Origin of the sequence: Microbacterium hydrocarbonoxydans (genome assembly GCF_023715885.1) — a bacterium.
GTDB lineage: Bacteria > Actinomycetota > Actinomycetes > Actinomycetales > Microbacteriaceae > Microbacterium > Microbacterium hydrocarbonoxydans_C.
Genome location: NZ_JAMBOY010000002.1, coordinates 150,261 through 173,095, shown reverse-complemented (window position 1 = coordinate 173,095; position 22,835 = coordinate 150,261). Strand labels below are relative to the sequence as shown.

Below are 22,835 nucleotides of genomic sequence, written 5' to 3'. Positions count from 1 at the left end.
CGTCATGTCCTCGCCTGACACCGCCCCTCACGAGTCCATCGACATCAAGCCCCGCAGTCGCGTCGTCACCGACGGCATCGAGGCGACGACCTCCCGTGGAATGCTCCGCGCCGTCGGCATGGGTGACGCGGACTGGGACAAGCCCCAGATCGGCATCGCCTCGAGCTGGAACGAGATCACCCCCTGCAACCTGAGCCTCGACCGGCTCGCGCAGGGCGCGAAGGAGGGCGTGCACTCCGGAGGCGGCTATCCGCTGCAGTTCGGCACCATCTCCGTCTCCGACGGCATCTCGATGGGCCACGAGGGCATGCACTTCTCGCTCGTGTCGCGCGAGGTCATCGCCGACTCCGTCGAGACCGTCATGATGGCCGAGCGCCTCGACGGCTCGGTGCTGCTGGCGGGCTGCGACAAGTCCATCCCCGGAATGCTCATGGCGAGCGCCCGCCTCGACCTGTCGAGCGTCTTCCTGTACGCAGGCTCGATCGCGCCCGGCTGGGTGAAGCTCTCGGACGGCACGGAGAAGGACGTCACGATCATCGACTCGTTCGAGGCCGTCGGCGCCTGCCGAGCCGGTCTCATGAGCGAGGAGGACCTCAAGCGCATCGAGTGCGCCATCGCTCCGGGCGAGGGCGCCTGCGGCGGTATGTACACCGCGAACACCATGGCGTCCGTCGCCGAGGCCCTCGGCCTGAGCCTGCCGGGCTCCGCGGCTCCGCCCGCCGCCGACCGCCGTCGCGACTACTTCGCGCACCGGTCGGGCGAGGCCGTCGTGAATCTGCTCCGCCAGGGCATCACGACCCGCGACATCCTGACCAGGGAGGCGTTCGAGAACGCGATCGCGCTCGCGATGGCCCTCGGCGGGTCGACCAACGTGGTCCTTCACCTGCTCGCGATCGCCCGCGAGGCGGACGTCGAACTGAGCCTGCACGACTTCAACCGCATCGGCGACAGGGTGCCGCATGTGGCCGACATGAAGCCGTTCGGCAAGTACGTCATGAACGATGTGGACCGGCACGGTGGCATCCCCGTCATCATGAAGGCGATGCTCGACGAGGGCCTGTTGCACGGCGACGCGCTCACCGTGACCGGCAAGACGCTCGCCGAGAACCTGGCCGAGCTCGACCCGCAGCCGATCGACGGCGAGGTCATCCACACCTTCGACAACCCGATCCACGCGACCGGCGGACTCACGATCCTGCACGGGTCGCTCGCGCCCGAGGGTGCGGTCGTCAAGACCGCCGGCTTCGACGCCGCCGTCTTCGAGGGGCCGGCGCGCGTGTTCGAGCGCGAGCGCGCGGCGATGGATGCCGTCGCGGAGGGTTCCATCGAGCCGGGCACGGTCATCGTCATCCGCTACGAGGGCCCCAAGGGCGGACCGGGCATGCGCGAGATGCTCGCGATCACCGCGGCCATCAAGGGCGCGGGGCTCGGAAAAGATGTACTACTCTTGACTGACGGACGATTCTCAGGCGGCACAACCGGCCTGTGCATCGGCCACATAGCACCCGAAGCGGTGGACGCAGGTCCCATCGCCTTCGTGCGCGATGGTGATCTGATACGGGTCGATATCGCAGCTCGCTCTCTCGACCTACTCGTCGACGAGGCAGAGCTCGCCTCCCGCCGTTCCGGCTGGGAGCCGCTTCCCCCGCGCTATACCCGTGGCGTCCTTGCCAAGTACTCGCGTCTCGTGCGGTCCGCTGCCGAAGGCGCGACGACCGGCTGATCCGCGTCGACCGCCCCGCCGGCATCCGACGTCGCCCACAGACCACCAGAAGGAAAGTCATGACTGCTGACTCCGTCTCGGCCGTGCCGAGGCCACCCGCACCCAAGTCGTCCGCTCCCGAGATCACGGGTGCGGAAGCCGTCGTCCGCTCGCTCGAACTCCTCGGCATCACCGACGTGTTCGGCCTCCCCGGCGGCGCGATCCTGCCCGTCTACGACCCGCTGATGGATGCCGCGCAGCTGCGCCACATCCTGGTCCGCCACGAGCAGGGCGCCGGTCACGCTGCCGAGGGTTACGCCTCGTCGTCGGGCAAGGTGGGCGTGTGCATCGCGACCTCCGGACCGGGAGCGACGAACCTCGTCACCGCGATCGCCGACGCCTACATGGACTCGGTGCCGCTGCTCGCGATCACCGGTCAGGTGTTCTCCACGCTCATGGGCACGGACGCGTTCCAGGAAGCCGACATCGTGGGCATCACGATGCCGATCACGAAGCACTCGTTCCTGGTGAAGGACGCCGCGGACATCCCCGGCGCGATCGCCGCCGCATACGAGATCGCCTCGACCGGTCGTCCCGGCCCCGTGCTGGTGGACATCACGAAGGACGCACAGCAGGCCGTCGCGCCGTTCGTGTGGCCGCCGAAGATCGACCTTCCCGGCTACCGTCCCGTGACGAAGGCGCACGGCAAGCAGATCCAGGCCGCCGCGGCCCTGCTCGCGGAGGCCAAGAAGCCCGTGCTGTACGTCGGCGGCGGAGTGATCCGCGGTCGCGCCTCGGCCGAGCTGCTGGCCCTCGCCGAGACGACAGGCGCGCCGGTCGTGACGACCCTCATGGCACGCGGCGCGTTCCCCGACTCGCACCCGCAGCATCTCGGCATGCCCGGCATGCACGGCACGGTCCCGGCCGTGCTCGCGCTGCAGGAGGCCGATCTGCTGGTCTCGCTCGGCGCGCGCTTCGACGACCGCGTGACCGGCAAGGCGTCGCTGTTCGCGCCGAACGCCAAGGTCGTGCACGTCGACATCGATCCCGCCGAGATCTCCAAGATCCGCACGGCCGACGTCCCGATCGTCGGCGACGTGCGCGACGTGCTCGTCGATCTCGAGAGCGCGTTCCGCAGCGCTGCGGGTGGCACCGCTCCCGACACCGAGGAGTGGTGGTCGTACCTCGACGGCCTGCGCACCGAATTCCCGCTCGGGTACGCGCCGACCACCGACGGCCTGCTCGCGCCGCAGTACGTGATCCAGCGCATCGGCGAGCTCACCGGACCCGAGGGCATCTACGCCGCAGGTGTCGGTCAGCACCAGATGTGGGCCGCGCAGTTCATCAAGTACGAGCGTCCGAACGCCTGGCTGAACTCGGGGGGAGCGGGCACCATGGGCTACTCGGTCCCTGCCGCCATGGGAGCGAAGGTGGCCGAGCCCGATCGTCACGTGTGGGCGATCGACGGCGACGGCTGCTTCCAGATGACCAATCAGGAGCTCGCCACCTGCGCGATCAACAACATCCCGATCAAGGTCGCGGTCATCAACAACTCCTCTCTGGGCATGGTGCGCCAGTGGCAGACCCTCTTCTACGACGGGCGTCACTCGAACACCGACCTGAACACGGGCCACGGCACCATCCGCATCCCCGACTTCGTGAAGCTCGCCGAAGCATACGGCTGCCTCGCGATCCGCGTGGAGAAGGAGGAGGAGGTCGACGCCGCCATCAAGCTCGCGCTCGAGACGAACGACCGTCCCGTCGTGATCGACTTCGTCGTGAGCGCGGATTCCATGGTGTGGCCGATGGTGCCGCAGGGCGTCAGCAACAGCTACGTCCAGTACGCGCGTGACCACGCGCCCGCATTCGACGAGGAGGACTGACCATGACGACGCACGTACTGAGCCTTCTCGTGGAGGACACCCCCGGTCTGCTGACGCGAGTCGCCGGGCTCTTCGCCCGACGGGGCTTCAACATCCACTCGCTCGCGGTGGGCGTCACCGAGGTGCCGAACATCTCGCGCATCACGGTGGTGGTCGACCTCGACGACCTGCCTCTCGAGCAGGTGACGAAGCAGCTGAACAAGCTGATCAACGTGATCAAGATCGTGGAGCTCGACTTCTCCACATCCGTGCAGCGCGAGCACATGCTCATCAAGGTGCGCACCGACAACACCACCCGATCGAACGTGATCGAGGTCGTGAACCTCTTCCGCGCCTCCGTGGTCGATTACGCCTCCGACGCCCTCGTCGTCGAGGTCACCGGCGACCGCGGCAAGGTCGAGGCTCTGCTGCGGGCCCTCGAGCCCTTCGGCATCAAGGAGATCGCGCAGTCCGGTCTTCTCGCCATCGGCCGCGGCGGCAAGAGCATCACCGAGCGCGTCCTGCGCGGCTGAGACACCACACACGTACACGAACCCCAATCAAGGAGAAAGAACCAGTGAGCACCGAGATCTTCTACGACGCTGATGCCGACCTGTCCATCATCCAGGGCAAGAAGGTCGCGATCGTCGGCTACGGCTCGCAGGGCCACGCCCACGCGCAGAACCTGCGCGACTCAGGCGTCGAGGTCGCGATCGCCCTCAAGGAGGGCTCGAAGTCCGCGCCGAAGGCGGAGGAGGCCGGCTTCGCGGTCAAGACCGTGGCCGAGGCGACCGAGTGGGCCGACCTCATCATGATCCTCGCGCCGGACCAGCACCAGCGCACCATCTACAGCGAGTCGATCGCTCCGAACCTCGCTGCGGGTAAGACCCTCGCCTTCGCGCACGGCTTCAACATCCGCTTCGGCTACATCGACGCTCCCGAGGGCGTCGACGTGATCCTCGTCGCACCGAAGGCTCCCGGCCACACGGTGCGCCGCGAGTTCGTCGCCGGACGAGGCATCCCCGACATCATCGCGGTCGAGCGCGACGCGTCGGGCACCGCCTGGGCGACCGCCCTCTCGTACGCGAAGGCCATCGGCGGCACCCGTGCCGGCGTCATCAAGACGACCTTCACCGAGGAGACCGAGACCGACCTCTTCGGCGAGCAGGCCGTGCTGTGCGGTGGCATGAGTCACCTCGTGCAGGCCGGTTTCGAGACCCTCGTCGAGGCGGGCTACCAGCCGCAGATCGCCTACTTCGAGGTGCTGCACGAGCTCAAGCTCATCGTCGACCTCATGTGGGAGGGCGGCATCGCCAAGCAGCGTTGGTCGATCTCCGACACGGCCGAGTTCGGTGACTACGTCTCGGGCCCGCGCGTCATCGACGAGCGCGTCAAGGAGAGCATGAAGGGCGTCCTGTCCGACATCCAGTCGGGCGCGTTCGCCAAGCGCTTCATCGAGGACCAGGACAACGGTGCCGAGGAGTTCCTGGCGCTGCGTGCCAAGGAGGAGACGCACCCGATCGAGGCCACCGGCAAGGAGCTGCGCTCGCTCTTCGCCTGGAAGCAGCAGGACGAAGACTACGTCGACGGCAGCGCTGCGCGCTGATCCAGTCGCGACAGGAGAACGGGCCCGGTGCGTATCGCACCGGGCCCGTTCTGCGTCTGTGATCACTCCGCGGGAGCGGCGTCCTCCACCTGGATCGGCGCGTCCGCCGGGTCGGCCCACACGGGCGCGGGCAGGGGAGTGTCGACCTGACCGCTCTGGATCGCGCGCAGCGCCTCGGTGATCTCGTCGGCGTTCTCGGGCACGGCGAGACCGCAGGTTCGCAGCTCCGAGGCGAACTTCAGCGTGAGTCGGATCTTGCCGGCCTCGACCGCCTCAGCAGTCGTCCCGGTGAGCTTCTCGCTCCCGGTCTGGATGTCGGGTACCTCGTCGCACACGTGGTAGACCGCGCCTCCGGCGACCCACACCACCTCGTCCTTTCCGAGCAGTTGGATGACGGTGGACTGGTCGGCGGTGTACTGCTCGACCGAGGGCGGGTCGAAGTCGATACCCAGGACGACGGCGAGAGCGGCGAGCACGATGCCCACGACGCCCGCAGTCGCCTTCTGCCCCTTGTCCATCTCCTTGTTCAGGAAGATCAGGATGATCAGCGGGAGGAAAGCGACGGTCGCGATGATCGCGCCGAGCTGGTTCTGCACGAAGAAGCGGACCTTGTCCGATCTGCGCGCTGGGTCCAGGCGATTCGCCTTCTTCCAGAGGATCGAGCCGGTGATCGACAGCGCCGCGATCACGACGAGCATGACCAACAGCGTGATGAACGCCCACTGGGGGAACTGGGCCGTGGCGTTCTGGCTCTCCAGCAGGCCGGTGTCGGAGTCGCGGACGTACGCGCCGTCCTCGCCGACCACGACGCGCTGACGCAGCACCCAGAAGATCGCGACGGCCTCGGTGGCGATCGCGACGACCCACAGAGCGACCGCGATCCATCGGAACGCCGTCGCCTTCGATGTGGCCTGAGCGGTCGGCGTCCAGCCCGCTGCGGGCTCTTCGACCCCGCTGGTCGACCGGGAGCGGTCTGCGCGATTCTTGTTCTCGGTCACTGCGATCCTTCCCCGCCGTGGGCGCCTCCGGCCCGGATGCCCCCGAGCCTAGTGGAGCCGGTGTCCTACGCTAGAGACATGACATCCGATTCCGACGACGACGCCCTGAGCTGGGACGGTGACGAGGGTCGCACCCCGAAGCGCCTGCCGCGAGAGGATGCCGGTCGCCGTGCGCCCGGCGAGGATGCCGCAGCTGAACCCTCGCTCATCGAGTTTCCGACCGAGTCGTCGACCGAACCCGCGCGCTCGTCGGACGCCGCACTTCCGGTCGGCGCGGAGCATGACGCGGCCGTGCTCCTCGACGACGAGCGACCCGCGCTGAGCACGGGCATGCTGCTCGCGGTCGGCGTCGTCGGCGGGATCTACCTGCTCTACAGCGTCGGCTGGATCGTCGGTGGTCTGCGGCTCAAGCCGCTCGCGAACTTCTTCGTCGCCGACGCGATGTTCCTGCCCTGGTTCGTCCTCGCCGTCGCCGCCCCCGCCCTGTGGTTCCTCGCCGGCTGGGTGCTCACACGAGGCAAGGCGACCTGGATCCGCCTCTCCGTCCTCCTGCTGGGAGTGGTTCTGCTCGTGCCCTGGCCCTTCGTGACGGTGGGGGCGATCGGATCATGACCGCCACGCGTCCCGCATCCCCGACTCCGTCCTCGCCCCGCTGGGTGACCGGTCTCGTGCTCGGCCTCGCCGGCCTCTTCTACGCGTATGCGGTCTGGAACGCGATCGCGCACCTCATCACGATGGCGCAGAGCGGCATCGACGGAGCCGGATGGGTGACGCTGCTGTTCGGTGTCGTCTTCCCCGCGATCGTGTTCGTGTTCGCCTATCTGATCGGCCGCCGTCGTCGCGCGGGTGAGCTCGCCCTCGCACTGCTGGCCGGTCTGGGCATCGTCGCGGTGTTCTGGCTGAGCCTGCTGGCCTACAGCCTCACGTTGCCGACCGCCTGAGCCGTCGTCCGCCGTCACACGTCCGGGAGGCGGGGGAGCCCTCGGGTACAGTTGACGTGATCGCGCCCCCACGGTGTGCGGCGCATCGGCCCCTCCCGCCTGTCGCGCTGCCCCGAAGGATCCACTGTGCCGAAGCCCGTCGTGCTCATCGCCGAAGTTCTCTCTCCCGCCACGATCGAGGCCCTCGGCCCGGACTTCGACGTCAGGCACGTCGACGGGACCGATCGCGGGGCCCTGTTCGCGGCCCTCGCCGAGGCGAACGCGGTGCTGATCCGCTCGGCGACGCAGATCGACGAAGAGGCTCTGGCGCACGCTCCGCAGCTCAAGGTCGTCGCTCGTGCCGGCGTCGGACTCGACAACGTCGACATCAAGGCGGCGACGACCGCCGGTGTCATGGTGGTGAACGCTCCCACCTCCAACATCGTCTCGGCGGCCGAGCTCACGGTCGGCCACATCCTGAGCCTGGCCCGCCGCATCCCCGCCGCTCATGCCTCGCTGTCGTCCGGTGCATGGAAGCGCAGCTCGTTCACCGGCGCCGAGCTCTTCGAGAAGACGGTCGGCATCGTCGGCCTCGGCCGTATCGGCGCCCTGGTCGCGGCTCGACTCGCCGCGTTCGACATGCGCGTCGTCGCGTACGACCCCTACGTGACCTCCGCGCGGGCCCAGCAGCTCGGCGTGCAGCTGCTCTCGCTCGACGAGCTGGTGGCGGAGTCCGATTTCCTCACGATCCACATGCCGAAGACACCCGAGACCACGGGCATGATCGGCGCAGAGCAGTTCAAGGCCATGAAGCCGACGGCCTTCGTCGTGAACGTCGCCCGCGGCGGCCTCATCGACGAGGAGGCGCTTCGGGACGCGCTCGTCGCGGGTGAGATCGCGGGTGCCGGCCTCGACGTGTTCACCTCCGAGCCGCCGGTCGAGGGCGGCTCTGCGCGAGCGCTCCTCGATCTGCCCAACGTCGTGGTGACGCCGCACCTCGGAGCGAGCACGGAAGAAGCGCAGGAGAAGGCGGGCGTCTCGGTCGCGAAGTCGGTGCGTCTCGCGCTCGGCGGTGACCTCGTGCCCGACGCGGTGAACGTCGCCGGCGGTGTCATCGACCCGTACGTGCGTCCCGGCATCTCGCTCGTCGAGAAGCTCGGCCAGATCTTCGCGGCTCTCGCGACGTCGCCGCTCACGAGCCTCGACGTCGAGGTGCACGGCGAGCTGAACGACTACGACGTGAGCGTGCTCAAGCTCGCGGCCCTGAAGGGCGTGTTCACCAACATCGTCAGCGAGACCGTGTCGTACGTGAACGCTCCGCTGCTCGCCGAGCAGCGCGGCATCGCGGTCCGCCTGCTCAAGGACGACGAGAGCGACGAGTACCGCAACGTGATCACGCTGAGGGGTGCGCTGTCCGACGGCTCGCAGCTCGCGGTCTCCGGGACCCTCACCGGTCCGAAGCAGACCGAGAAGCTCGTCGGAATCAATGACCACGCGCTCGAGCTGCCGATCGAGAAGCACCACATCGTGATGCTCTACACCGACCGCCCTGGCATCGTCGCGGTCTACGGGCAGAAGTTCGGCGAGGCGGGCATCAACATCGCCGGCATGCAGATCGGCCGTCTCGCCGCGGGCGACCAGGCGCTCAGCGTGCTGACCCTCGACTCGCCGGTGTCCGACGATCTGCTCGACGACGTCCGGGACGCGATCGAGGCCGACCTGTTCCGTCAGATCGAGATCACCGAGGTCTGATCCGCAACGCTCAAGAGGGAGGATGCCGCGCGCCGCGGCATCCTCCCTCTTCTCTGTCTGCGCCGCCCGTCAGGGCGCCGTGGCGCGAAGAACAAGGGCGAGCAGCGCCTCCAGTTCCTGGCGGTGGGGGACCAGGTGCTCCCCGCCGTTCACGTCGAGGGAGTTGTTGAAGTACAGGCCGTCGCTCACGAGCATCACGAGGTCGAGGCTCGCGCGGTCACGCACGTGCGGGCGGATCGTGTCCTCCCAGCGCCTCCGGACGTGGCGGAGGGCGTCGCCGGCCGCGACAGAACCGCCCTGGGCGAGGCGTGAGGTGGCGATGAGGGCGCGGTCGAGCGCGTCGTCCTCCATCACCGAGGTGCGGACGTAGTAGGCGACGGGTCCCTCGTCGTGCGCGTTCATGCGTTCGAGGTCTGCCGTCGTGAGCCTGTCGAGGCGCTCGAGCAGGCCGGCGACGAGGTCGTCCTTCGACCCGAAGTGATAGAGCAGGCCGCCCTTCGAGACGCCGGCTTCCTTGGCCGTGGCGTCGAGGGTGGCCGTTCGCTCGCCGTCGTTGATCACGATCTTCTCGAACGCGTCGAGCACGCGCTCGCGGGCGAGGGGAGGTCTGGGCATCGGGGTCCTCTGCTCGGCGGATTCCTGCCTTCACGGTACGCCAGGGGAGCGCTGATTCTGTTACTATACCATCCGGACGGTTTACCTTCGGGCCGTCGCAATCCGAAAGGTGTTCCTCATGACCCGCACGGCGTCGATCCCGACGACCGAGACGCACGCCCCCCGCGTGGGGACCCGGGGCTGGGCGGCTCTCGTCGTCCTCATGCTGCCCGTGCTGCTCGTCTCGGTCGACAACACGGTGCTCAGCTTCGCGCTGCCGGAGATATCCATCGCGCTCGCCCCGTCGGGGACCGAGCAGCTCTGGATCATCGACGTGTATCCGCTCGTGCTGGCGGGACTTCTCGTGACCATGGGAACGCTCGGCGATCGCTTCGGCCGCCGCAGGATGCTGCTGATCGGCGCGACCGGCTTCGCGATCGTGTCGGCGCTGGCGGCGTTCGCCCCGACCGCAGGGCTGCTCATCGCCGCGCGTGCCCTGCTCGGCTTCTTCGGAGCCATGCTCATGCCGTCGACGCTGTCGCTGCTGCGCTCGATCTTCCAGAACCGCGATCAGCGACGTCTCGCGATCGCGGTGTGGGCGTCCGCGTTCTCTGCGGGCGCGGCGCTCGGTCCGATCGTCGGTGGATTCCTGCTGGAGCACTTCGCGTGGGGATCGGTCTTCCTCATCGCCGTCCCGGTGTTGATCCCGCTGCTCATCGCCGCGCCGCTCCTCGTTCCCGAGAGCCGCGACCCCCGCCCCGGACGCATCGATCCGGTCAGCATCCTGCTGTCGATGGCCGCCATGATCCCCGTGGTCTATGCGATCAAGTCGTTCGCGGTCGACGGTCCGTCGGTGAGCGCGGGTGCCTGGGCGTTGCTCGGTGTGATCATGGGGTTCCTGTTCGTCCGGCGCCAACTGCGCGCCGACATCCCCATGCTCGACATGGCGCTGTTCCGCCGCGGAACGTTCTCGGGGGCGATCCTCGTGAACCTGCTGAGCGTCGTCGCACTCGTCGGCTTCCTGTACTTCGTCTCCCAGCATCTGCAACTCGTGCTCGGGCTCACGCCGATGGTCGCGGGTCTCGCACTCGTGCCCGGCATGGCGGCGATGATCGTCGCCGGTCTCAGCGTCGTGCCGATCTCGCGTCGAGTGCGTCCGCACGTGCTCGTGCCCGCTGGCCTCGCCTTCTCGGTCGCCGGCTACCTGCTCGTCGCCCTGTCGACCGAGGAGCATGGAGTGCTGCCGCTGATCCTCGCCTTCGTCGTGCTGGGCATCGGCATCGGCGCCGCCGAGACCATCTCGAACGAGCTGATCCTGTCGAGTGCTCCGGCCGCGAAGGCCGGAGCCGCGAGCGCCGTCTCCGAGACCGCGTACGAGCTCGGAGCCGTGCTCGGCACCGCTGTTCTCGGCGGACTCATCACGGCGTTCTACCGTGGAGCGCTCGTGGTGCCGGACGGCATCCCCGTCGAGGCCGCGCACTCGGCATCCGAGACCCTTGCCGGGGCGTACACGGCTGCGGCCTCGCTGCCAGGAGAGCTGGGCGAGGCCCTCTGGGCTGCGGCATCCGCGGCGTTCGGATCCGGCGTGCTCGTGACGTCGCTGATCGGCGCGGGACTCGTCGTCGTCGCGGGTGTCATCGCCGCCGTCACACTGCGCAAAGCGCCCGTTCACTGACCGCTACGCTGGGGGGACCGGCCCGCTCGTCGCGTCGACGATGCGGCCGGTCCATCCCGATGCAAGGAGTGTCATGTCGCGTGTCGTGAAGCTGGCCGTCATCCCCGGTGACGGTATCGGTCCCGAGGTCATCGCGGAGGCGGAGAAGGTCCTCGACGCAGTCACGGCCGACTCCGACGTGACCTTCGACAGGACCCGATTCTCGCTCGGCGCCGACCGATTCCTCGCGACCGGCGACACGCTCACCGACGATGACCTCTCGGCCATCGCCCAGCATGACGCGATTCTGCTCGGCGCGGTCGGCGGGACGCCGGGTGACCCCCGCCTGAAGGACGCGAACATCGAGCGCGGCCTCCTGCTGAAGCTTCGCTTCACGCTCGACCACTACGTGAACCTGCGCCCCTCGAAACTTTTCGCGGGGGCTCCGGGACCGCTCGCCGAGCCGGGGGACATCGACTTCGTCGTGGTGCGCGAGGGCACAGAGGGCCCCTACGTCGGCAACGGCGGAGCGATTCGCAAGGGCACCCCGCACGAGGTCGCGAACGAGACCTCCGTCAACACGGCCTTCGGCGTCGAGCGCGTCGTCCGCTACGCCTTCGATCTGGCCGAGCGCCGGCGCAAGAAGCTCACGCTGGTGCACAAGACCAACGTGCTCGTGCACGCCGGCGCCATCTGGCAGCGGATCGTGAACGAGATCGCCGCCGAGCACCCCGACGTCTCCGTCGACTACCTCCACGTCGACGCTGCCACGATCTTCCTCGTCACTGATCCATCGCGCTTCGACGTCATCGTCACCGACAACCTGTTCGGTGATATCCTCACAGATCTGGCAGGTGCCGTCACCGGCGGCATCGGTCTCGCAGCATCCGGGAACATCAACCCGGATGACTCGTTCCCCTCGATGTTCGAGCCGGTCCACGGTTCCGCGCCCGACATCGCAGGTCAGCAGAAGGCCGACCCGACCGCGGCGATCCTCTCGATCGCGCTGCTCCTCGACCACCTCGGCCTCGCCGAGGAATCGGCGCGTGTCAGCGCCGCCGTCGAGGCCGACATCGCCGCTCGTTCGGGCGCGCGCAGCACCGCGGAGATCGGCTCCGCGATCGCTGCCAGACTCTGAACCGCAGGCGTAGGCTGAAGCGGCGCGACGATGCGCCCACCCACAAGGAACGGATGAACACATGACGACCATCGATGCCGAGGCGACCCTGGCTCCCCTCGAGTTCGCGGTGACCAAGAACCTCTCTGCGGCGACACCTGCCCGCGTCGACGAGGTGCACGAGAACCCCGGATTCGGCGTCGTCTTCACCGATCACATGGTCGACATCTGCTGGTCGGCCAAGGGCGGCTGGCACCGACCGCGGGTGCAGCCCTACGGGCCGATCCCGCTCGACCCCGCCGCCGCGGTGCTGCACTACGCGCAGGAGATCTTCGAGGGGATCAAGGCCTACCGTCACGCCGACGGATCGATCCACACCTTCCGGCCCGATCGCAACGCCGCGCGCATGCAGGCGAGCGCCCGCCGTCTGGCGCTGCCCGAGCTTCCCACCGAGTACTTCATCCAGTCGCTGCGCGAGCTGATCGCCGTCGACGGTCGCTGGGTGCCCTCCGGCGCGGATCAGAGCCTCTACCTGCGGCCGTTCATGTTCGCGAAGGAGGCGTTCCTCGGAGTCCGGGCCGCACAGAAGGTCGCGTACTACGTCATCGCCAGCCCGGCGGGCGCCTACTTCACCGGCGGGATCAAGCCCGTGCGCATCTGGCTGTCGGAGGAGCACGCCCGCGCCGGACGTGGCGGCACCGGCAAGGCGAAGACGGGCGGCAACTACGCATCCAGCCTCCTGCCTCAGACCCTCGCCGGCGAGAAGGGCTGCGATCAGGTGGTCTTCCTCAATGAGGACGACAACGTCGAAGAGCTCGGCGGCATGAATGTGGTCTTCGTGTTCAAGGACGGTCGTGTCGTCACGCCGGAGTCGGACAGCATCCTCGAGGGCATCACGCGCGACTCGCTGCTGCAGCTCGCCGAGGACCGCGGCTACACGGTCGAGAAGCGCCCGATCTCGATCACCGAGTGGCGCGAGGGTGTCGCCTCCGGCGACATCGTCGAGGTCTTCGCGTGCGGCACGGCCGCTGTGGTGACCCCGATCGGCGCCCTCGTCGGCGAGGGCTTCGAGGAGCCGCAGCCGCTCGGCGAGCTCGCCCTGTCGCTGCGCGAGGAGCTCACCGACATCCAGTACGGGCGTCGTGAGGACAAGCACGGCTGGCTGCTGCGCCTCGACGCCTGATCGCCGTCGTCTTCGCCGAGACCCCTCCCCACTGACGTCAGCGAGGCGGGGTCTCGGCGGAGGAGGGCCTGGATAGGCTGGATGCATGAAGATCGCCCGGTTCAGCCATGACGACGCCATCCTGTTCGGGATCGTCGACGAATCCGACCTCGTCGTCCTGACGGGCGACCCCCTCTACGCCGGGTACGAGACGACCGGCGACCGGGTGCCGATCGCGGATGCCGTCATCCTCGCGCCCGTGATCCCGCGCTCGAAGATCGTCTGCGTCGGGAAGAACTACCACGACCACGCCGTCGAGATGGGCGGAGAGGCACCGGAAGAGCCCCTGCTCTTCCTCAAGCCCAACACCTCGGTGATCGGCCCGGGCGACGCGATCGTGCGACCCTCCATCTCCGAGCAGACCGAGTTCGAGGGCGAGCTCGCCGTGGTGATCGGCCGTGTCGCGAAGAACGTCTCCGCCGAGAACGCCCTCGACCACGTGCTCGGCTACACGATCGCGAACGACGTGACCGCGCGCGACCTGCAGCGCAAAGACGGCCAGTGGACGAGGGCGAAGGGGTTCGACACGTTCTGTCCGCTCGGCCCGACCATCAACACCGACTTCGACCCGTCGACCGCGACGATCCAGACCCGCGTGAACGGCGAGGTGAAGCAGCAGGCGCCGCTCAGCGACATGATCCACTCCGTCGCCGACATCATCGAGCACGCGTCGGCGGTCTTCACGCTGCTGCCCGGCGACGTGATCCTCACCGGCACCCCTGCTGGTGTGGGCGCGTTCGGCGCGGGAGACACGGTCGAGGTCGAGATCACGGGTCTCGGGATTCTGCGCAACGCCGTGCGCGACGCTGCAGCCGCGTCATGAGTGACGTCGCCCTCTCGGCGGCGCAGATCCTCCGCGTTCAGCGGCGAACTGTCCTGATCCTGTCGATCGGGCAGGTGCTGGGCGGTATCGCCTTCGGGGCGACGGTGTCGCTGGGCGCCCTGCTCGCTGCAGACATCTCCGGCGACGACGCCCTGTCGGGCCTCGCGACCGCGTCGGTGACTCTCGGCGCGGCGCTGTGCGCCATCCCGCTGGCCAGGCTCGCCGCGCGGGTGGGACGCAGGCGCGCTCTGACCCTCGGCAACCTCTTCGCGCTGGTCGGCATCGCCGTTGTCATCGCCGCCGCCTCCCTGCGGCTCTTCCCGCTGCTGCTCGTCGGCATCGTCATGATCGGAGCGGGCAACGCCGGCAATCTGCAGTCGAGGTTCGCCGCGACCGACCTCGCCTCTCCCCAGCATCGGGGCAGGGATCTGTCGATCGTCGTGTGGGCCACGACCATCGGCGGGGTCGCGGGACCGCTGCTCCTCGGCCCGGGCGAGGTCGTCGGCGAGATCATCGGGATGCCGCCGCAGACGGGCTCCTACGCCTTCTCGTTCGTCGCACAGTGCGCGGCCCTGGCGCTGTATCTCATCGCCCTTCGCCCTGATCCGCTGCTCACGGCGCAGAGGCTCGCTGTCGCGGCAGCGGCGACCGTGGGCCGTGCCATCGAGGATCGCCCCGTCGTGGCGCGCTACGCCGTCTTCGCGATCGCCGGATCGCATGTCGTCATGGCCTCGGTCATGGCCATGACCCCCGTGCACCTCGCCCACATGGCGCACGGCGCGCACGGCATGGCGCCGACGCCGGCCGACGTCTCGGCCCTCGTCGGCATCACTATCGCTCTGCATGTCGGCGGTATGTACGCGCTGTCGCCGCTGTTCGGCATCCTGGCCGACCGGTGGGGCAGGCTGCGCGTCGTCCTGCTCGGGCAGGCGCTGCTCGGCGGCGCTCTGGCCTTCGCCGTGTTCGTGAACGATCAGGAGTGGGGTGTCATGGTCGCGCTGATCCTGCTCGGCCTCGGCTGGAGCGCCGCCACGGTCGCGGGTGCGGCGCTGCTGACCGAGGCGAGCGCGCCCGAACTCCGCACACGGCGGCAGGGGCGCAGCGACTCGCTGATGAGTCTCTCCGCCGCGGCCGGCGCCGTGCTCGCCGGCGTCCTCCTCGCGAACTTCCAGTACGCCGGGCTCGGGATCGCGGCCTCCGTGCTCGTCGCCGCGATCGTCGCGCTGTCGCCGCTCGCGGTGCGGCGGACGCGGCAGGGGAGAGCGACGCCTGCGCCGTAGAATCGAAGGGCTATGGCTACTCCTCATCCCCTCACCACGACCGCCAGCGGTGCCGACGTCCGCGTCCGCTTCTGCCCTTCGCCGACGGGCCTGCCGCATGTCGGCATGGTTCGCACCGCGCTCTTCAACTGGGCGTATGCGCGCCACAACGGCGGGAAGATGGTGTTCCGCATCGAGGACACCGACGCCGCGCGCGACAGCGAGGAGAGCTTCCGACAGCTCGTCGACGCGCTCACCTGGCTCAAGATCGACTGGGACGAGGGTGTCGAGGTGGGCGGCCCGCACGCGCCGTACCGCCAGTCGGAGCGCCACGACATCTACCGAGGTGTCATCGACAAGCTGCTCGCGACCGGGGCGCTCTACGAGAGCTTCTCGACCGCCGAGGAGATCGATGCCCGTAACGAGGCGGCGGGCCGTGCCAAGCAGCTCGGCTACGACAACTTCGACCGGAACCTGACCGACGAGCAGAAGGCCGCGTTCCGCGCCGAGGGGCGTCAGCCCGCGCTGCGCCTGCGCGTGCCGGACGAGGACGTCACGTACGTCGATCTCATCCGCGGCGAGGTGACGTTCCCCGCGGGGTCGTTCCCCGACTTCGTCGTGGTGCGGCCCAACGGCATTCCGCTGTACACGTTCGTGAACCCCGTCGACGACGCGCTCATGGGGATCACCCACGTGCTGCGCGGCGAGGACCTCATGCCGTCGACGGCCCGTCAGCTCGCCCTCTACGCGGCCCTCATCGACGCAGGCGTGACGACGTTCGTGCCTCGCTTCGCCCACATGCCGCTCGTGCTGGGGGAGACCGGCACGAAGAAACTCTCGAAGCGCGACCCGCAGGCCGATCTCTTCCTGCACCGCGAGCGCGGGTTCATTCATGAGGGTCTTCTGAACTACCTGGCTCTGCTCGGATGGTCGATCGGCCCGGACCGCGACGTGTTCTCGCTCGAAGAGTTCATCGAGGCGTTCGACATCACGAACGTCAACCCGAACCCGGCGCGCTTCGACCAGAAGAAGGCCGAGTCGATCAACGGCGACCACATCCGGATGCTGGGGGAGAAGGACTTCGCCGAGCGCACCATCCCGTACCTCGCCGCCGCGGGGCTCTTCGACGAGCCGACGCACGACGAGCTGGTCCTCGCCTTCCGGGCGGCGCCGCTCGTGCAGGAGCGCGTGCAGCTGCTGGGCGATGTGCCGGGGATGCTCGGCTTCCTCTTCGTCGACGAGGTGTCGTACGACGCCGACGCGCTGAAGGGGCTCCCGGCCAATGCCGCGGAGGTGCTGCAGACCTGCGTCGCGGCGCTCGAGCCCGTCGAGGAGTTCACCCCGGAGCAGATCCAGGACGCTCTCGCCACCGCCCTCGTCGAGAACCTCGAACTGAAGCCCCGCGTCGCCTACGGCCCGCCGCGCGTCGCGATCACCGGTCGGCGTGTGTCGCCGCCGCTGTTCGAGTCGATGGAGCTCATCGGAAAGGACGAGTCGCTTCGCCGGCTCCGCGGTCTGGCTGGCGTCCTGTCCCAGTGACGGCGCGCCCGGGCGGGCGACCGGGGCCGAGCGTTTTGGCATTCCGGTCGCCGCTCGGGTAGGCTTGACTCTCGGTGCGAGGCTCCGGTTTCGCCCTTGGGGTATGGTGTAATTGGCAACACGGCTGATTCTGGTTCAGTTGTTCTTGGTTCGAGTCCAGGTACCCCAGCAAAACGAAAACCCCCGCTCAGGCGGGGGTTTCGTCGTCTCCGGGAAGCGGTGTCGCGCGGCTACTCGCACTCCCCGAGGAACCCGAGGTAGCAGACGGCCTCGTGGGTCTCGGCGGGACGGTAGTCGTCGTTGGACACCTGCCGGGTGTCGATCTCGGGCGTCCGCGTCAGATTCCCATACGTGCCGAGGGTCGCGACGTACGCGCCTTCGCTGTCCTGCGCCCGCATCTGGCTGATCGCGTTGCTGTAGTCAGCGCAGATCGCCGTCGCCGTCTCGGTCAGCTCCACACCGGCGCAGTTCGCGTCGTAGCTGGCCTGCAGCAGGTTGGTGCAGTCGGTCCAATCCTGGTTGACGTAGCAGGGGTTGACGGTGTCCATCGAGACGTCGTAGCGACCGGTCTCGTACTCCTCGCTGTGGAAGGTCTCCGGCTGCTCCGGCACGTCGACCTTCGTCCAGTGCCGTGCCGTCGTGAAGGCCGTGACGACGACGATGGCGATGATCAGCAGCAGCGCACCGAGGATCGACAGAGTCACCCACAGCCCGACGTTGCGCTTCTTCGCGCCCGCGCCGTCCATCGCTGGCATCCCGGCATACTGCGCGGTCCCACGGAGAGGGGAGCCGGGGTCGCCGCCGGCCGGCACCGCTGTCGGAGCGTACGACGCCGTCGGGTGCGCGTCCTGTGCAGGTTCACCGGGGTATGACGACGTCGGAGCGCCCGGGTACTGCGCGGTGGGAGCGCCCGGGTACGGCGTCGTGGGCGTCTGGGCGCGCTGCGGGGCAGGGGAGAAAGGCGGCGGTGTGGCGTCGAAGCCCGATGCGGCCGCGGGTACGCCGGCGGCCGGCTCCGGCGAGACGGAGGCCGCGGCGGGTGGCGGGGGAGTCGGCTGCGCGGCGGCGGGCTGGAGGGAGAGCCAGTAGGCGTACCAGCTCTGAGAGGATGCCGGATCGTGCGCGACAAGCTCTGCGTCGACGTCGCTGAGCTGCAGACCCAGCGGGCCGCGCAGGTCCGCTCGCTTGAGGGCCTCACGGAACTGATCGAGTGACATCGTCATACACATGAGGATGGCAGACGGTCGTCACCGTCGACAATCGAGATACCACGGCCCACGGCTGCGTACGGGCGCGGTCCACTAGCAGATCGTCCGCATCCGACGCCACGCCCTTCCCGCGCGTCAGAGACTCGGGCATCGTCGACACCGTGCCGAGACGACCGATCAGGGGAGAATGCGCATGGCGCTGAGGCGAGTGGTCCCGGGCGAGGAGCCGGGAATCCGTCGCGTTCGTTCAGGGTCGGGGTTCCGCTACCTCGACGCCGGCGAGCAACCGGTCGTCGAGGCTGACCGCGAGCGCATCCAGGATCTAGTGATCCCGCCGCGCTGGACAGATGTCTGGATCGCGGCCGATCCGCTGGCGCACATCCAGGCCGTCGGCACCGACGACGCGGGGAGGCGTCAGTACCTCTACCACCCGCTGTGGCGTGCGGGGCGGGACCAGCGCAAGTTCGCCAGGGCCTTGCGCCTCGCCGCCGCGCTGCCTTCGGCTCGCCGCAGGGTCACCCGTGCGATCGGCGAACCGGGCCTGTCGAAGGAGCGCGCACTCGCGGTCGCGTTCCGTCTGCTCGACGACGGAGCCCTGCGCATCGGTTCGGAGCGCTACCTCGTCAAGCATGGGAGCCGAGGGCTGAGCACCCTCCGCCGTCGTGACGTGCGGATCGACGGAAGCACTGTCGCCCTCGAGTTCCCCGCCAAGAGCAAGCAGCTCGCGTCGATCGAGATCACCGACGGGCCGCTCGCCGAGGCGCTGTCGGAGTTCGCGGTCGGATCTCCGCGGGCCACACTGCTCGCCTATCGCAAGGGTCGTCGACGCGTGCGGCTGACGTCGGGCGAGATCAACGACTATCTGCGGAAGGTGGCGGGTACGGCGTTCACGGCGAAGGACTTCCGAACGTTGCACGGCACGATCCTCGCGGCCGACGCACTCGCGCGGATCGGCCCGCTCGAGGGCAAGAACGAGCGCCGCAAGGCGGAGCGGCTCGCCGTACAGGCCACGGCATCCGCCCTGGGCAACACGGTCGCCGTCGCCCGCAACAGCTACATCGACCCGAGGGTCTTTCGCCTCTACGCGCGCGGTAGAACCCTCGACCTCTCCGTGTCCCCCGAGACCGCGATCAGGCGACTGATCGGCAAGTGATCGCAGTCGGCCGTCCGGGCCGGGTCGGCCGAGGCGAGGCCGGATGACAGGATGGAGCCATGGACACAGCCAACCTCACCCGCGAGGAGACCGCCGCGCGATCCGCTGCGATCACCGCGCGCAGCATCCGCGTCGAGCTCGATCTGACGGGTGCGCCCGAGCGGGCCCGTGCGGGTTTCGCGACGACGACGACCCTCGAGTTCTCCTCGACGAAGGAGTCGATCTGGCTGGACTTCATCGGGCTCTCCGTCGATCGCGTCGTCGTCAACGGCGAGGAGCGTGAGGTCGACTACGACGGTGCTCGCATCCAGCTCCGCGATCTCGCCGCCGACAACGTGGTGCGCGTCGAGGGCACCGGCGCGTACAGCCGGTCGGGTGAGGGTCTGCACCGGTTCCACGACCCCGCCGACGGACTCACGTACCTCTACACCCAGTACGAACCGGCCGACTCCCGACGGGTGATGGCGTGCTTCGAGCAGCCCGACCTCAAGGCGTCGTACACGTTCGTCGTGGACGCGCCGGCCGGGTGGCAGGTGCTGTCGAACCAGTCGCCGTCATCCATCGACGTGGGCGTCGGAGTGCAGCGTGTCGAGTTCGCCCCTACGCTTCCGATCTCGAGCTACATCACCTCCGTCGCGGCCGGGCCGTACGCGAAGGTCGACGGCGCATGGCAGCGCGACGACCAGAGCATCGCGCTCGGCGTGTTCGTCCGCCAATCGCTCGCGCAGTACCTCGAATCGGACGAGATCCTCGAGATCACGCGACAGGGTCTGGACTTCTTCACGGATGCCTTCGCCTTCCCGTACCCGTGGGGCAAGTACGACCAGATCTTCGTTCCCGAGTACAACCTCGGCGCCATGGAGAACCCCGGCCTCGTGACCTTCACCGAGTCGTACCTGTCGCGCGGCGCGGCGACCGACGCCCAGCGAGCCGCCAGGGCCAACACGATCCTGCATGAGATGGCCCATATGTGGTTCGGCGACCTCGTGACCATGAGGTGGTGGGACGACCTGTGGCTCAAGGAATCGTTCGCCGACTACATGGGCGCCCACGCCTCGGCGGTGGCGACCCGGTTCCATGACGCGTGGGTCAAGTTCGCCGCGATTCGCAAGGCCTGGGCATATCAGCAGGACCAGCTGCCCACCACGCATCCGATCGTCGCCGACATCACCGACCTCGAGGCGGCGAAGCTCAACTTCGACGGCATCACCTACGCGAAAGGCGCCGCAGTGCTCAAGCAGCTCGTCGCCTTCGTCGGCGACGAGGCGTTCTTCGAGGGCGCGCGCCGTTATTTCGCGGCCAACGCCTACGGCAACACCACCCTCGACGACTTCCTCGTGCAGCTGAGCGCCGTCTCCGGCCGCGACATGACGGAGTGGTCCCGCGCCTGGCTGCAGACCACCGGCCTCTCGACGCTCTGGCTCGAACGCACGGCCGACGCCACGGTGCTCGTGCAGCAGGATCCACGGCCGCACCGCCTGCGGATCGGTCTGTACGACCGCGTCCACGATCACATCGTCCGACGGGACCAGATCTCCCTCGACATCTCCGATGAGCGCACCGAGGTCGAAATCGCGGAGGCCGACCTCATACTCGTGAACGACGACGACCTGACCTACGCGAAGGTGCGTCTCGACGAGCGCTCGCTCGCCACGGTCGAGGAATCCCTGTCGATGATCGAGGACCCGCTGGCCCGTGCCCTCGTGTGGTCGTCGCTGTGGAACGCCACGCGCGACGGCGAGCTGTCCGCCTCGCGGTACACCGCGATCGTCCGCGCCCACGCTCCCGCGGAGTCGAACATCGGACTCCTCGTCGGCGTGCTCGCCAACGCGGCCTTCGCCATCCGTCATTTCGTCGCCGACGATCGTCGCAGCGACGAACAACGGCTGTGGGTGGAGACGACGTGGAGTGCCTTGCAGCACGCCGAGCCCGGCAGCGACGCGCAGCTCTCCTGGGCGCGCGCCCTCGCCGCGGCATCCGCCTTCGACGACGCCCGGCACGTCGAGGTGCGAGGGATCCTCGACGGCGGAGCGCCCGAGGGCCTCTCCATCGACCCGGACCTGCGCTGGCAGCTGCTCACCGGTCTCGTCACGACCGGGCACGCCGACCTCGCCGACATCGATCGCGAGGCAGAGGCCGATGACACCGGCAGCGGCCGCACGGCGGCCCGTCGGGCCAGGGCAGCGCGCCCTGACGCGTCGGTGCGTGTCGAAGCCTGGCGGACGGCGTGGGACGACGAATCGTTGAGCAACGATCACCTGGATGCCGAGATCGCCGGGTTCCGCGTCGGCGGTCGACGCGATCTCATCGCAGGCTTCGACGGCGAGTACTTCGCACGCATCGCCGACGTGTGGCGCACCAGGAGTATCGAGCTGGCACAGCGCCTGGTCGTCGGGATGTTCCCGGCGGCGGACTCGCTGGGCCCTGTGGACGCCTGGCTCGAGGAGAACCCCGACGCCCCTGCGGCGCTGCGGCGGATCGTCGTGGAGCAGCGGGATCACCTCGCGCGCGATCTCCGCGTGCGCGCGGCTCAGTAGGCGTTCACGGGGAGGCGAGTTCCCCCACCGCGCGCTCGCCCAGAGCGCGCAGATCGGGGCGGTCGTCGCTCTCGGTGAGGAACACCGCCGTCAGGTACGCAGCCCAGGCGCGAGCGCGTACCCACGTGTCGTCGTCGTATCGCCCCGCCGCGGCGGTGACGAACGCCGAACGGCCCTCGGGATCGAAGAGGAGCCAGCTCGCGGCGAGGTCGTAGGCGGGGTCGCCGGATGTGACGTCGCCGAAGTCGATGAGTGCGGCCAGCGATCCGCTCGCGATGAGGATGTTTCCGGGGTGCAGATCCCCGTGGATCCAGACCGTCTCGGATGCCGGAGGGGCGGCGACTCCGGCGTCCCATGCCGATCGCATCGGCTCCGTCTCGTCGAGTCGCGCGAGCCGCGTCCGCATCGCGTGGTCTCGCACCGCGAGCGCTACGCCGCGCACCGGGTTCTGCGGCGCGTCGGCGGGTGCCGGCCGGTGCAGGGTGCCGAGGGCTCGGGCCAGGTCCGGCGCCCACGGATTGTTGGCGCGCACCCCCAGCCCGAGAGCAGGAGTGCCGTCGATCCAGGGCACCACCGACCACGGCCAGGGGAACGCCTCGGTCGGCGCACCGACGACGAGCGGCACCGGTGTGCGGATCCCGAGCTCGGCCAGGCGCGGACCCAGTATCGAAAGCGCCCGTTGCTCGTGTCGGATGAGCGACGAGGCCAGCGCCCGCCTGGGCACCCGTACGGCGAGTTCGTCGCCGAGGCGCCAGATCGCGTTGTCCCAGCCCTCCGCGACCTGCCTCAACGGAAGATCCGCGAGGTGTGCCGAGTCCTTCTGGGCGCGCAGAAGCGCGCGGACGTCGTCCTCGTCGATGCGGCGTTCGGCGGCGGGGGAGTCCGCCAC

At 68.8% G+C, this 22,835-nt stretch carries 19 protein-coding genes and 1 tRNA gene; 16 read left to right on the top strand and 4 right to left on the bottom strand.

Translation table 11 applies throughout. The features are described from left to right. The first annotated feature begins 4 nt into the window (after window positions 1-4). Genes ilvD through ilvC form a run of 4 tightly spaced genes read left to right on the top strand, consistent with a single transcriptional unit; the run spans window position 5 to window position 5,170 of the window. On the top strand, window positions 5-1,723 hold the full coding sequence (gene ilvD, locus M3195_RS05170) for a dihydroxy-acid dehydratase (protein ID WP_251585488.1): 1,719 nt from the start codon (window positions 5-7) through the stop codon (window positions 1,721-1,723). Between the two features lie 59 nt (window positions 1,724-1,782). Further along, window positions 1,783-3,585: an acetolactate synthase large subunit gene (locus M3195_RS05165; protein ID WP_251585487.1), complete on the top strand. Its 1,803-nt coding sequence runs from the start codon at window positions 1,783-1,785 to the stop codon at window positions 3,583-3,585. A 2-nt stretch (window positions 3,586-3,587) separates the two neighbouring features. After that, window positions 3,588-4,097 carry an acetolactate synthase small subunit gene (gene ilvN / locus M3195_RS05160; RefSeq protein WP_251585486.1) on the top strand — a complete coding sequence of 170 codons (510 nt, stop codon included), beginning with the start codon at window positions 3,588-3,590 and terminating at the stop codon, window positions 4,095-4,097. 44 nt (window positions 4,098-4,141) lie between these two features. Further along, the gene (gene ilvC / locus M3195_RS05155) at window positions 4,142-5,170 is read left to right on the top strand and encodes a ketol-acid reductoisomerase (protein ID WP_251585485.1); all 1,029 of its coding nucleotides are present in this window, start codon (window positions 4,142-4,144) and stop codon (window positions 5,168-5,170) included. A gap of 62 nt (window positions 5,171-5,232) precedes the next feature. On the opposite strand, the gene M3195_RS05150 is transcribed toward ilvC, so the two are convergent. Then, a complete protein-coding gene (locus tag M3195_RS05150) occupies window positions 5,233-6,168 on the bottom strand; it encodes a hypothetical protein (RefSeq protein ID WP_251585484.1) in 936 nt (311 codons plus the stop codon). Window positions 6,169-6,246: 78 nt separating this feature from the next. Between M3195_RS05150 and M3195_RS05145 the strand changes: the two genes are divergently transcribed. The 3 genes from M3195_RS05145 (at window position 6,247) to serA (ending at window position 8,840) form a co-directional block, all read left to right on the top strand. Further along, on the top strand, window positions 6,247-6,780 hold the full coding sequence (locus M3195_RS05145; protein ID WP_251585483.1) for a hypothetical protein: 534 nt from the start codon (window positions 6,247-6,249) through the stop codon (window positions 6,778-6,780). Then, on the top strand, window positions 6,777-7,109 hold the full coding sequence (locus M3195_RS05140) for a hypothetical protein (protein WP_251585482.1): 333 nt from the start codon (window positions 6,777-6,779) through the stop codon (window positions 7,107-7,109). Before M3195_RS05145 ends, M3195_RS05140 begins: the two co-directional genes overlap by 4 nt. 126 nt (window positions 7,110-7,235) lie before the next feature. Beyond that, on the top strand, window positions 7,236-8,840 hold the full coding sequence (gene serA / locus M3195_RS05135) for a phosphoglycerate dehydrogenase (protein ID WP_251585481.1): 1,605 nt from the start codon (window positions 7,236-7,238) through the stop codon (window positions 8,838-8,840). Between the two features lie 69 nt (window positions 8,841-8,909). Here serA and M3195_RS05130 read toward each other — a convergent pair whose 3' ends face one another. After that, window positions 8,910-9,455, bottom strand: a complete 546-nt coding sequence (locus tag M3195_RS05130; RefSeq protein ID WP_251585480.1) for a TetR/AcrR family transcriptional regulator — start codon at window positions 9,453-9,455, stop codon at window positions 8,910-8,912. A 118-nt stretch (window positions 9,456-9,573) separates the two neighbouring features. Here M3195_RS05130 and M3195_RS05125 point away from each other — a divergent pair, with 118 nt between their 5' ends. From M3195_RS05125 to M3195_RS05095, 7 genes are all read left to right on the top strand, one after another. Next, window positions 9,574-11,109, top strand: coding sequence for an MFS transporter (locus tag M3195_RS05125; protein WP_251585479.1), 1,536 nt, complete (start codon window positions 9,574-9,576; stop codon window positions 11,107-11,109). Window positions 11,110-11,182: 73 nt separating this feature from the next. Continuing rightward, entirely contained in the window at window positions 11,183-12,226 is a 1,044-nt protein-coding gene (locus M3195_RS05120; protein WP_251585478.1) for a 3-isopropylmalate dehydrogenase, read from the top strand. A 61-nt stretch (window positions 12,227-12,287) separates the two neighbouring features. Continuing rightward, entirely contained in the window at window positions 12,288-13,388 is a 1,101-nt protein-coding gene (locus tag M3195_RS05115) for a branched-chain amino acid aminotransferase (protein ID WP_251585477.1), read from the top strand. A gap of 85 nt (window positions 13,389-13,473) precedes the next feature. After that, window positions 13,474-14,250: a fumarylacetoacetate hydrolase family protein gene (locus tag M3195_RS05110; RefSeq protein WP_251585476.1), complete on the top strand. Its 777-nt coding sequence runs from the start codon at window positions 13,474-13,476 to the stop codon at window positions 14,248-14,250. Next, entirely contained in the window at window positions 14,247-15,530 is a 1,284-nt protein-coding gene (locus M3195_RS05105; RefSeq protein ID WP_251585475.1) for an MFS transporter, read from the top strand. Before M3195_RS05110 ends, M3195_RS05105 begins: the two co-directional genes overlap by 4 nt. A 12-nt stretch (window positions 15,531-15,542) precedes the next feature. After that, complete coding sequence (gltX, locus tag M3195_RS05100) at window positions 15,543-17,048, top strand: glutamate--tRNA ligase (protein WP_251585474.1); 1,506 nt, start codon at window positions 15,543-15,545, stop codon at window positions 17,046-17,048. Between the two features lie 97 nt (window positions 17,049-17,145). Next, a tRNA-Gln gene (locus tag M3195_RS05095) sits at window positions 17,146-17,217 on the top strand. A gap of 61 nt (window positions 17,218-17,278) precedes the next feature. Here M3195_RS05095 and M3195_RS05090 read toward each other — a convergent pair. Then, window positions 17,279-18,271 (bottom strand): hypothetical protein, encoded by a 993-nt coding sequence (locus M3195_RS05090; protein WP_251585473.1) that lies wholly within the window; start codon window positions 18,269-18,271, stop codon window positions 17,279-17,281. A 178-nt stretch (window positions 18,272-18,449) separates the two neighbouring features. Between M3195_RS05090 and M3195_RS05085 the strand changes: the two genes are divergently transcribed. Together M3195_RS05085 and pepN are read left to right on the top strand one after the other, a co-directional pair. After that, window positions 18,450-19,409: a DNA topoisomerase IB gene (locus M3195_RS05085; RefSeq protein ID WP_251585472.1), complete on the top strand. Its 960-nt coding sequence runs from the start codon at window positions 18,450-18,452 to the stop codon at window positions 19,407-19,409. Between the two features lie 59 nt (window positions 19,410-19,468). Continuing rightward, window positions 19,469-21,946: an aminopeptidase N gene (pepN, locus tag M3195_RS05080; protein WP_251585471.1), complete on the top strand. Its 2,478-nt coding sequence runs from the start codon at window positions 19,469-19,471 to the stop codon at window positions 21,944-21,946. Between the two features lie 4 nt (window positions 21,947-21,950). Here the strand turns inward: pepN and M3195_RS05075 are convergent, their stop codons facing one another. Further along, window positions 21,951-22,835 carry an aminoglycoside phosphotransferase family protein gene (locus M3195_RS05075; protein ID WP_251585470.1) on the bottom strand — a complete coding sequence of 295 codons (885 nt, stop codon included), beginning with the start codon at window positions 22,833-22,835 and terminating at the stop codon, window positions 21,951-21,953.

Bases quoted from the DNA above. Each gene is read 5' to 3' on its own strand.
- ilvN (WP_251585486.1), top strand. From the start codon at position 3,588: ATGACGACGCACGTACTGAGCCTTCTCGTGGAGGACACCCCCGGTCTG.
- M3195_RS05105 (WP_251585475.1), top strand. From the start codon at position 14,247: ATGAGTGACGTCGCCCTCTCGGCGGCGCAGATCCTCCGCGTTCAGCGG.
- M3195_RS05115 (WP_251585477.1), top strand. From the start codon at position 12,288: ATGACGACCATCGATGCCGAGGCGACCCTGGCTCCCCTCGAGTTCGCG.
- M3195_RS05125 (WP_251585479.1), top strand. From the start codon at position 9,574: ATGACCCGCACGGCGTCGATCCCGACGACCGAGACGCACGCCCCCCGC.
- M3195_RS05140 (WP_251585482.1), top strand. From the start codon at position 6,777: ATGACCGCCACGCGTCCCGCATCCCCGACTCCGTCCTCGCCCCGCTGG.
- M3195_RS05085 (WP_251585472.1), top strand. From the start codon at position 18,450: ATGGCGCTGAGGCGAGTGGTCCCGGGCGAGGAGCCGGGAATCCGTCGC.
- M3195_RS05130 (WP_251585480.1), bottom strand. From the start codon at position 9,455: ATGCCCAGACCTCCCCTCGCCCGCGAGCGCGTGCTCGACGCGTTCGAG.
- M3195_RS05090 (WP_251585473.1), bottom strand. From the start codon at position 18,271: ATGACGATGTCACTCGATCAGTTCCGTGAGGCCCTCAAGCGAGCGGAC.
- pepN (WP_251585471.1), top strand. From the start codon at position 19,469: ATGGACACAGCCAACCTCACCCGCGAGGAGACCGCCGCGCGATCCGCT.
- M3195_RS05145 (WP_251585483.1), top strand. From the start codon at position 6,247: ATGACATCCGATTCCGACGACGACGCCCTGAGCTGGGACGGTGACGAG.
- M3195_RS05165 (WP_251585487.1), top strand. From the start codon at position 1,783: ATGACTGCTGACTCCGTCTCGGCCGTGCCGAGGCCACCCGCACCCAAG.
- ilvD (WP_251585488.1), top strand. From the start codon at position 5: ATGTCCTCGCCTGACACCGCCCCTCACGAGTCCATCGACATCAAGCCC.
- M3195_RS05110 (WP_251585476.1), top strand. From the start codon at position 13,474: ATGAAGATCGCCCGGTTCAGCCATGACGACGCCATCCTGTTCGGGATC.
- gltX (WP_251585474.1), top strand. From the start codon at position 15,543: ATGGCTACTCCTCATCCCCTCACCACGACCGCCAGCGGTGCCGACGTC.
- M3195_RS05120 (WP_251585478.1), top strand. From the start codon at position 11,183: ATGTCGCGTGTCGTGAAGCTGGCCGTCATCCCCGGTGACGGTATCGGT.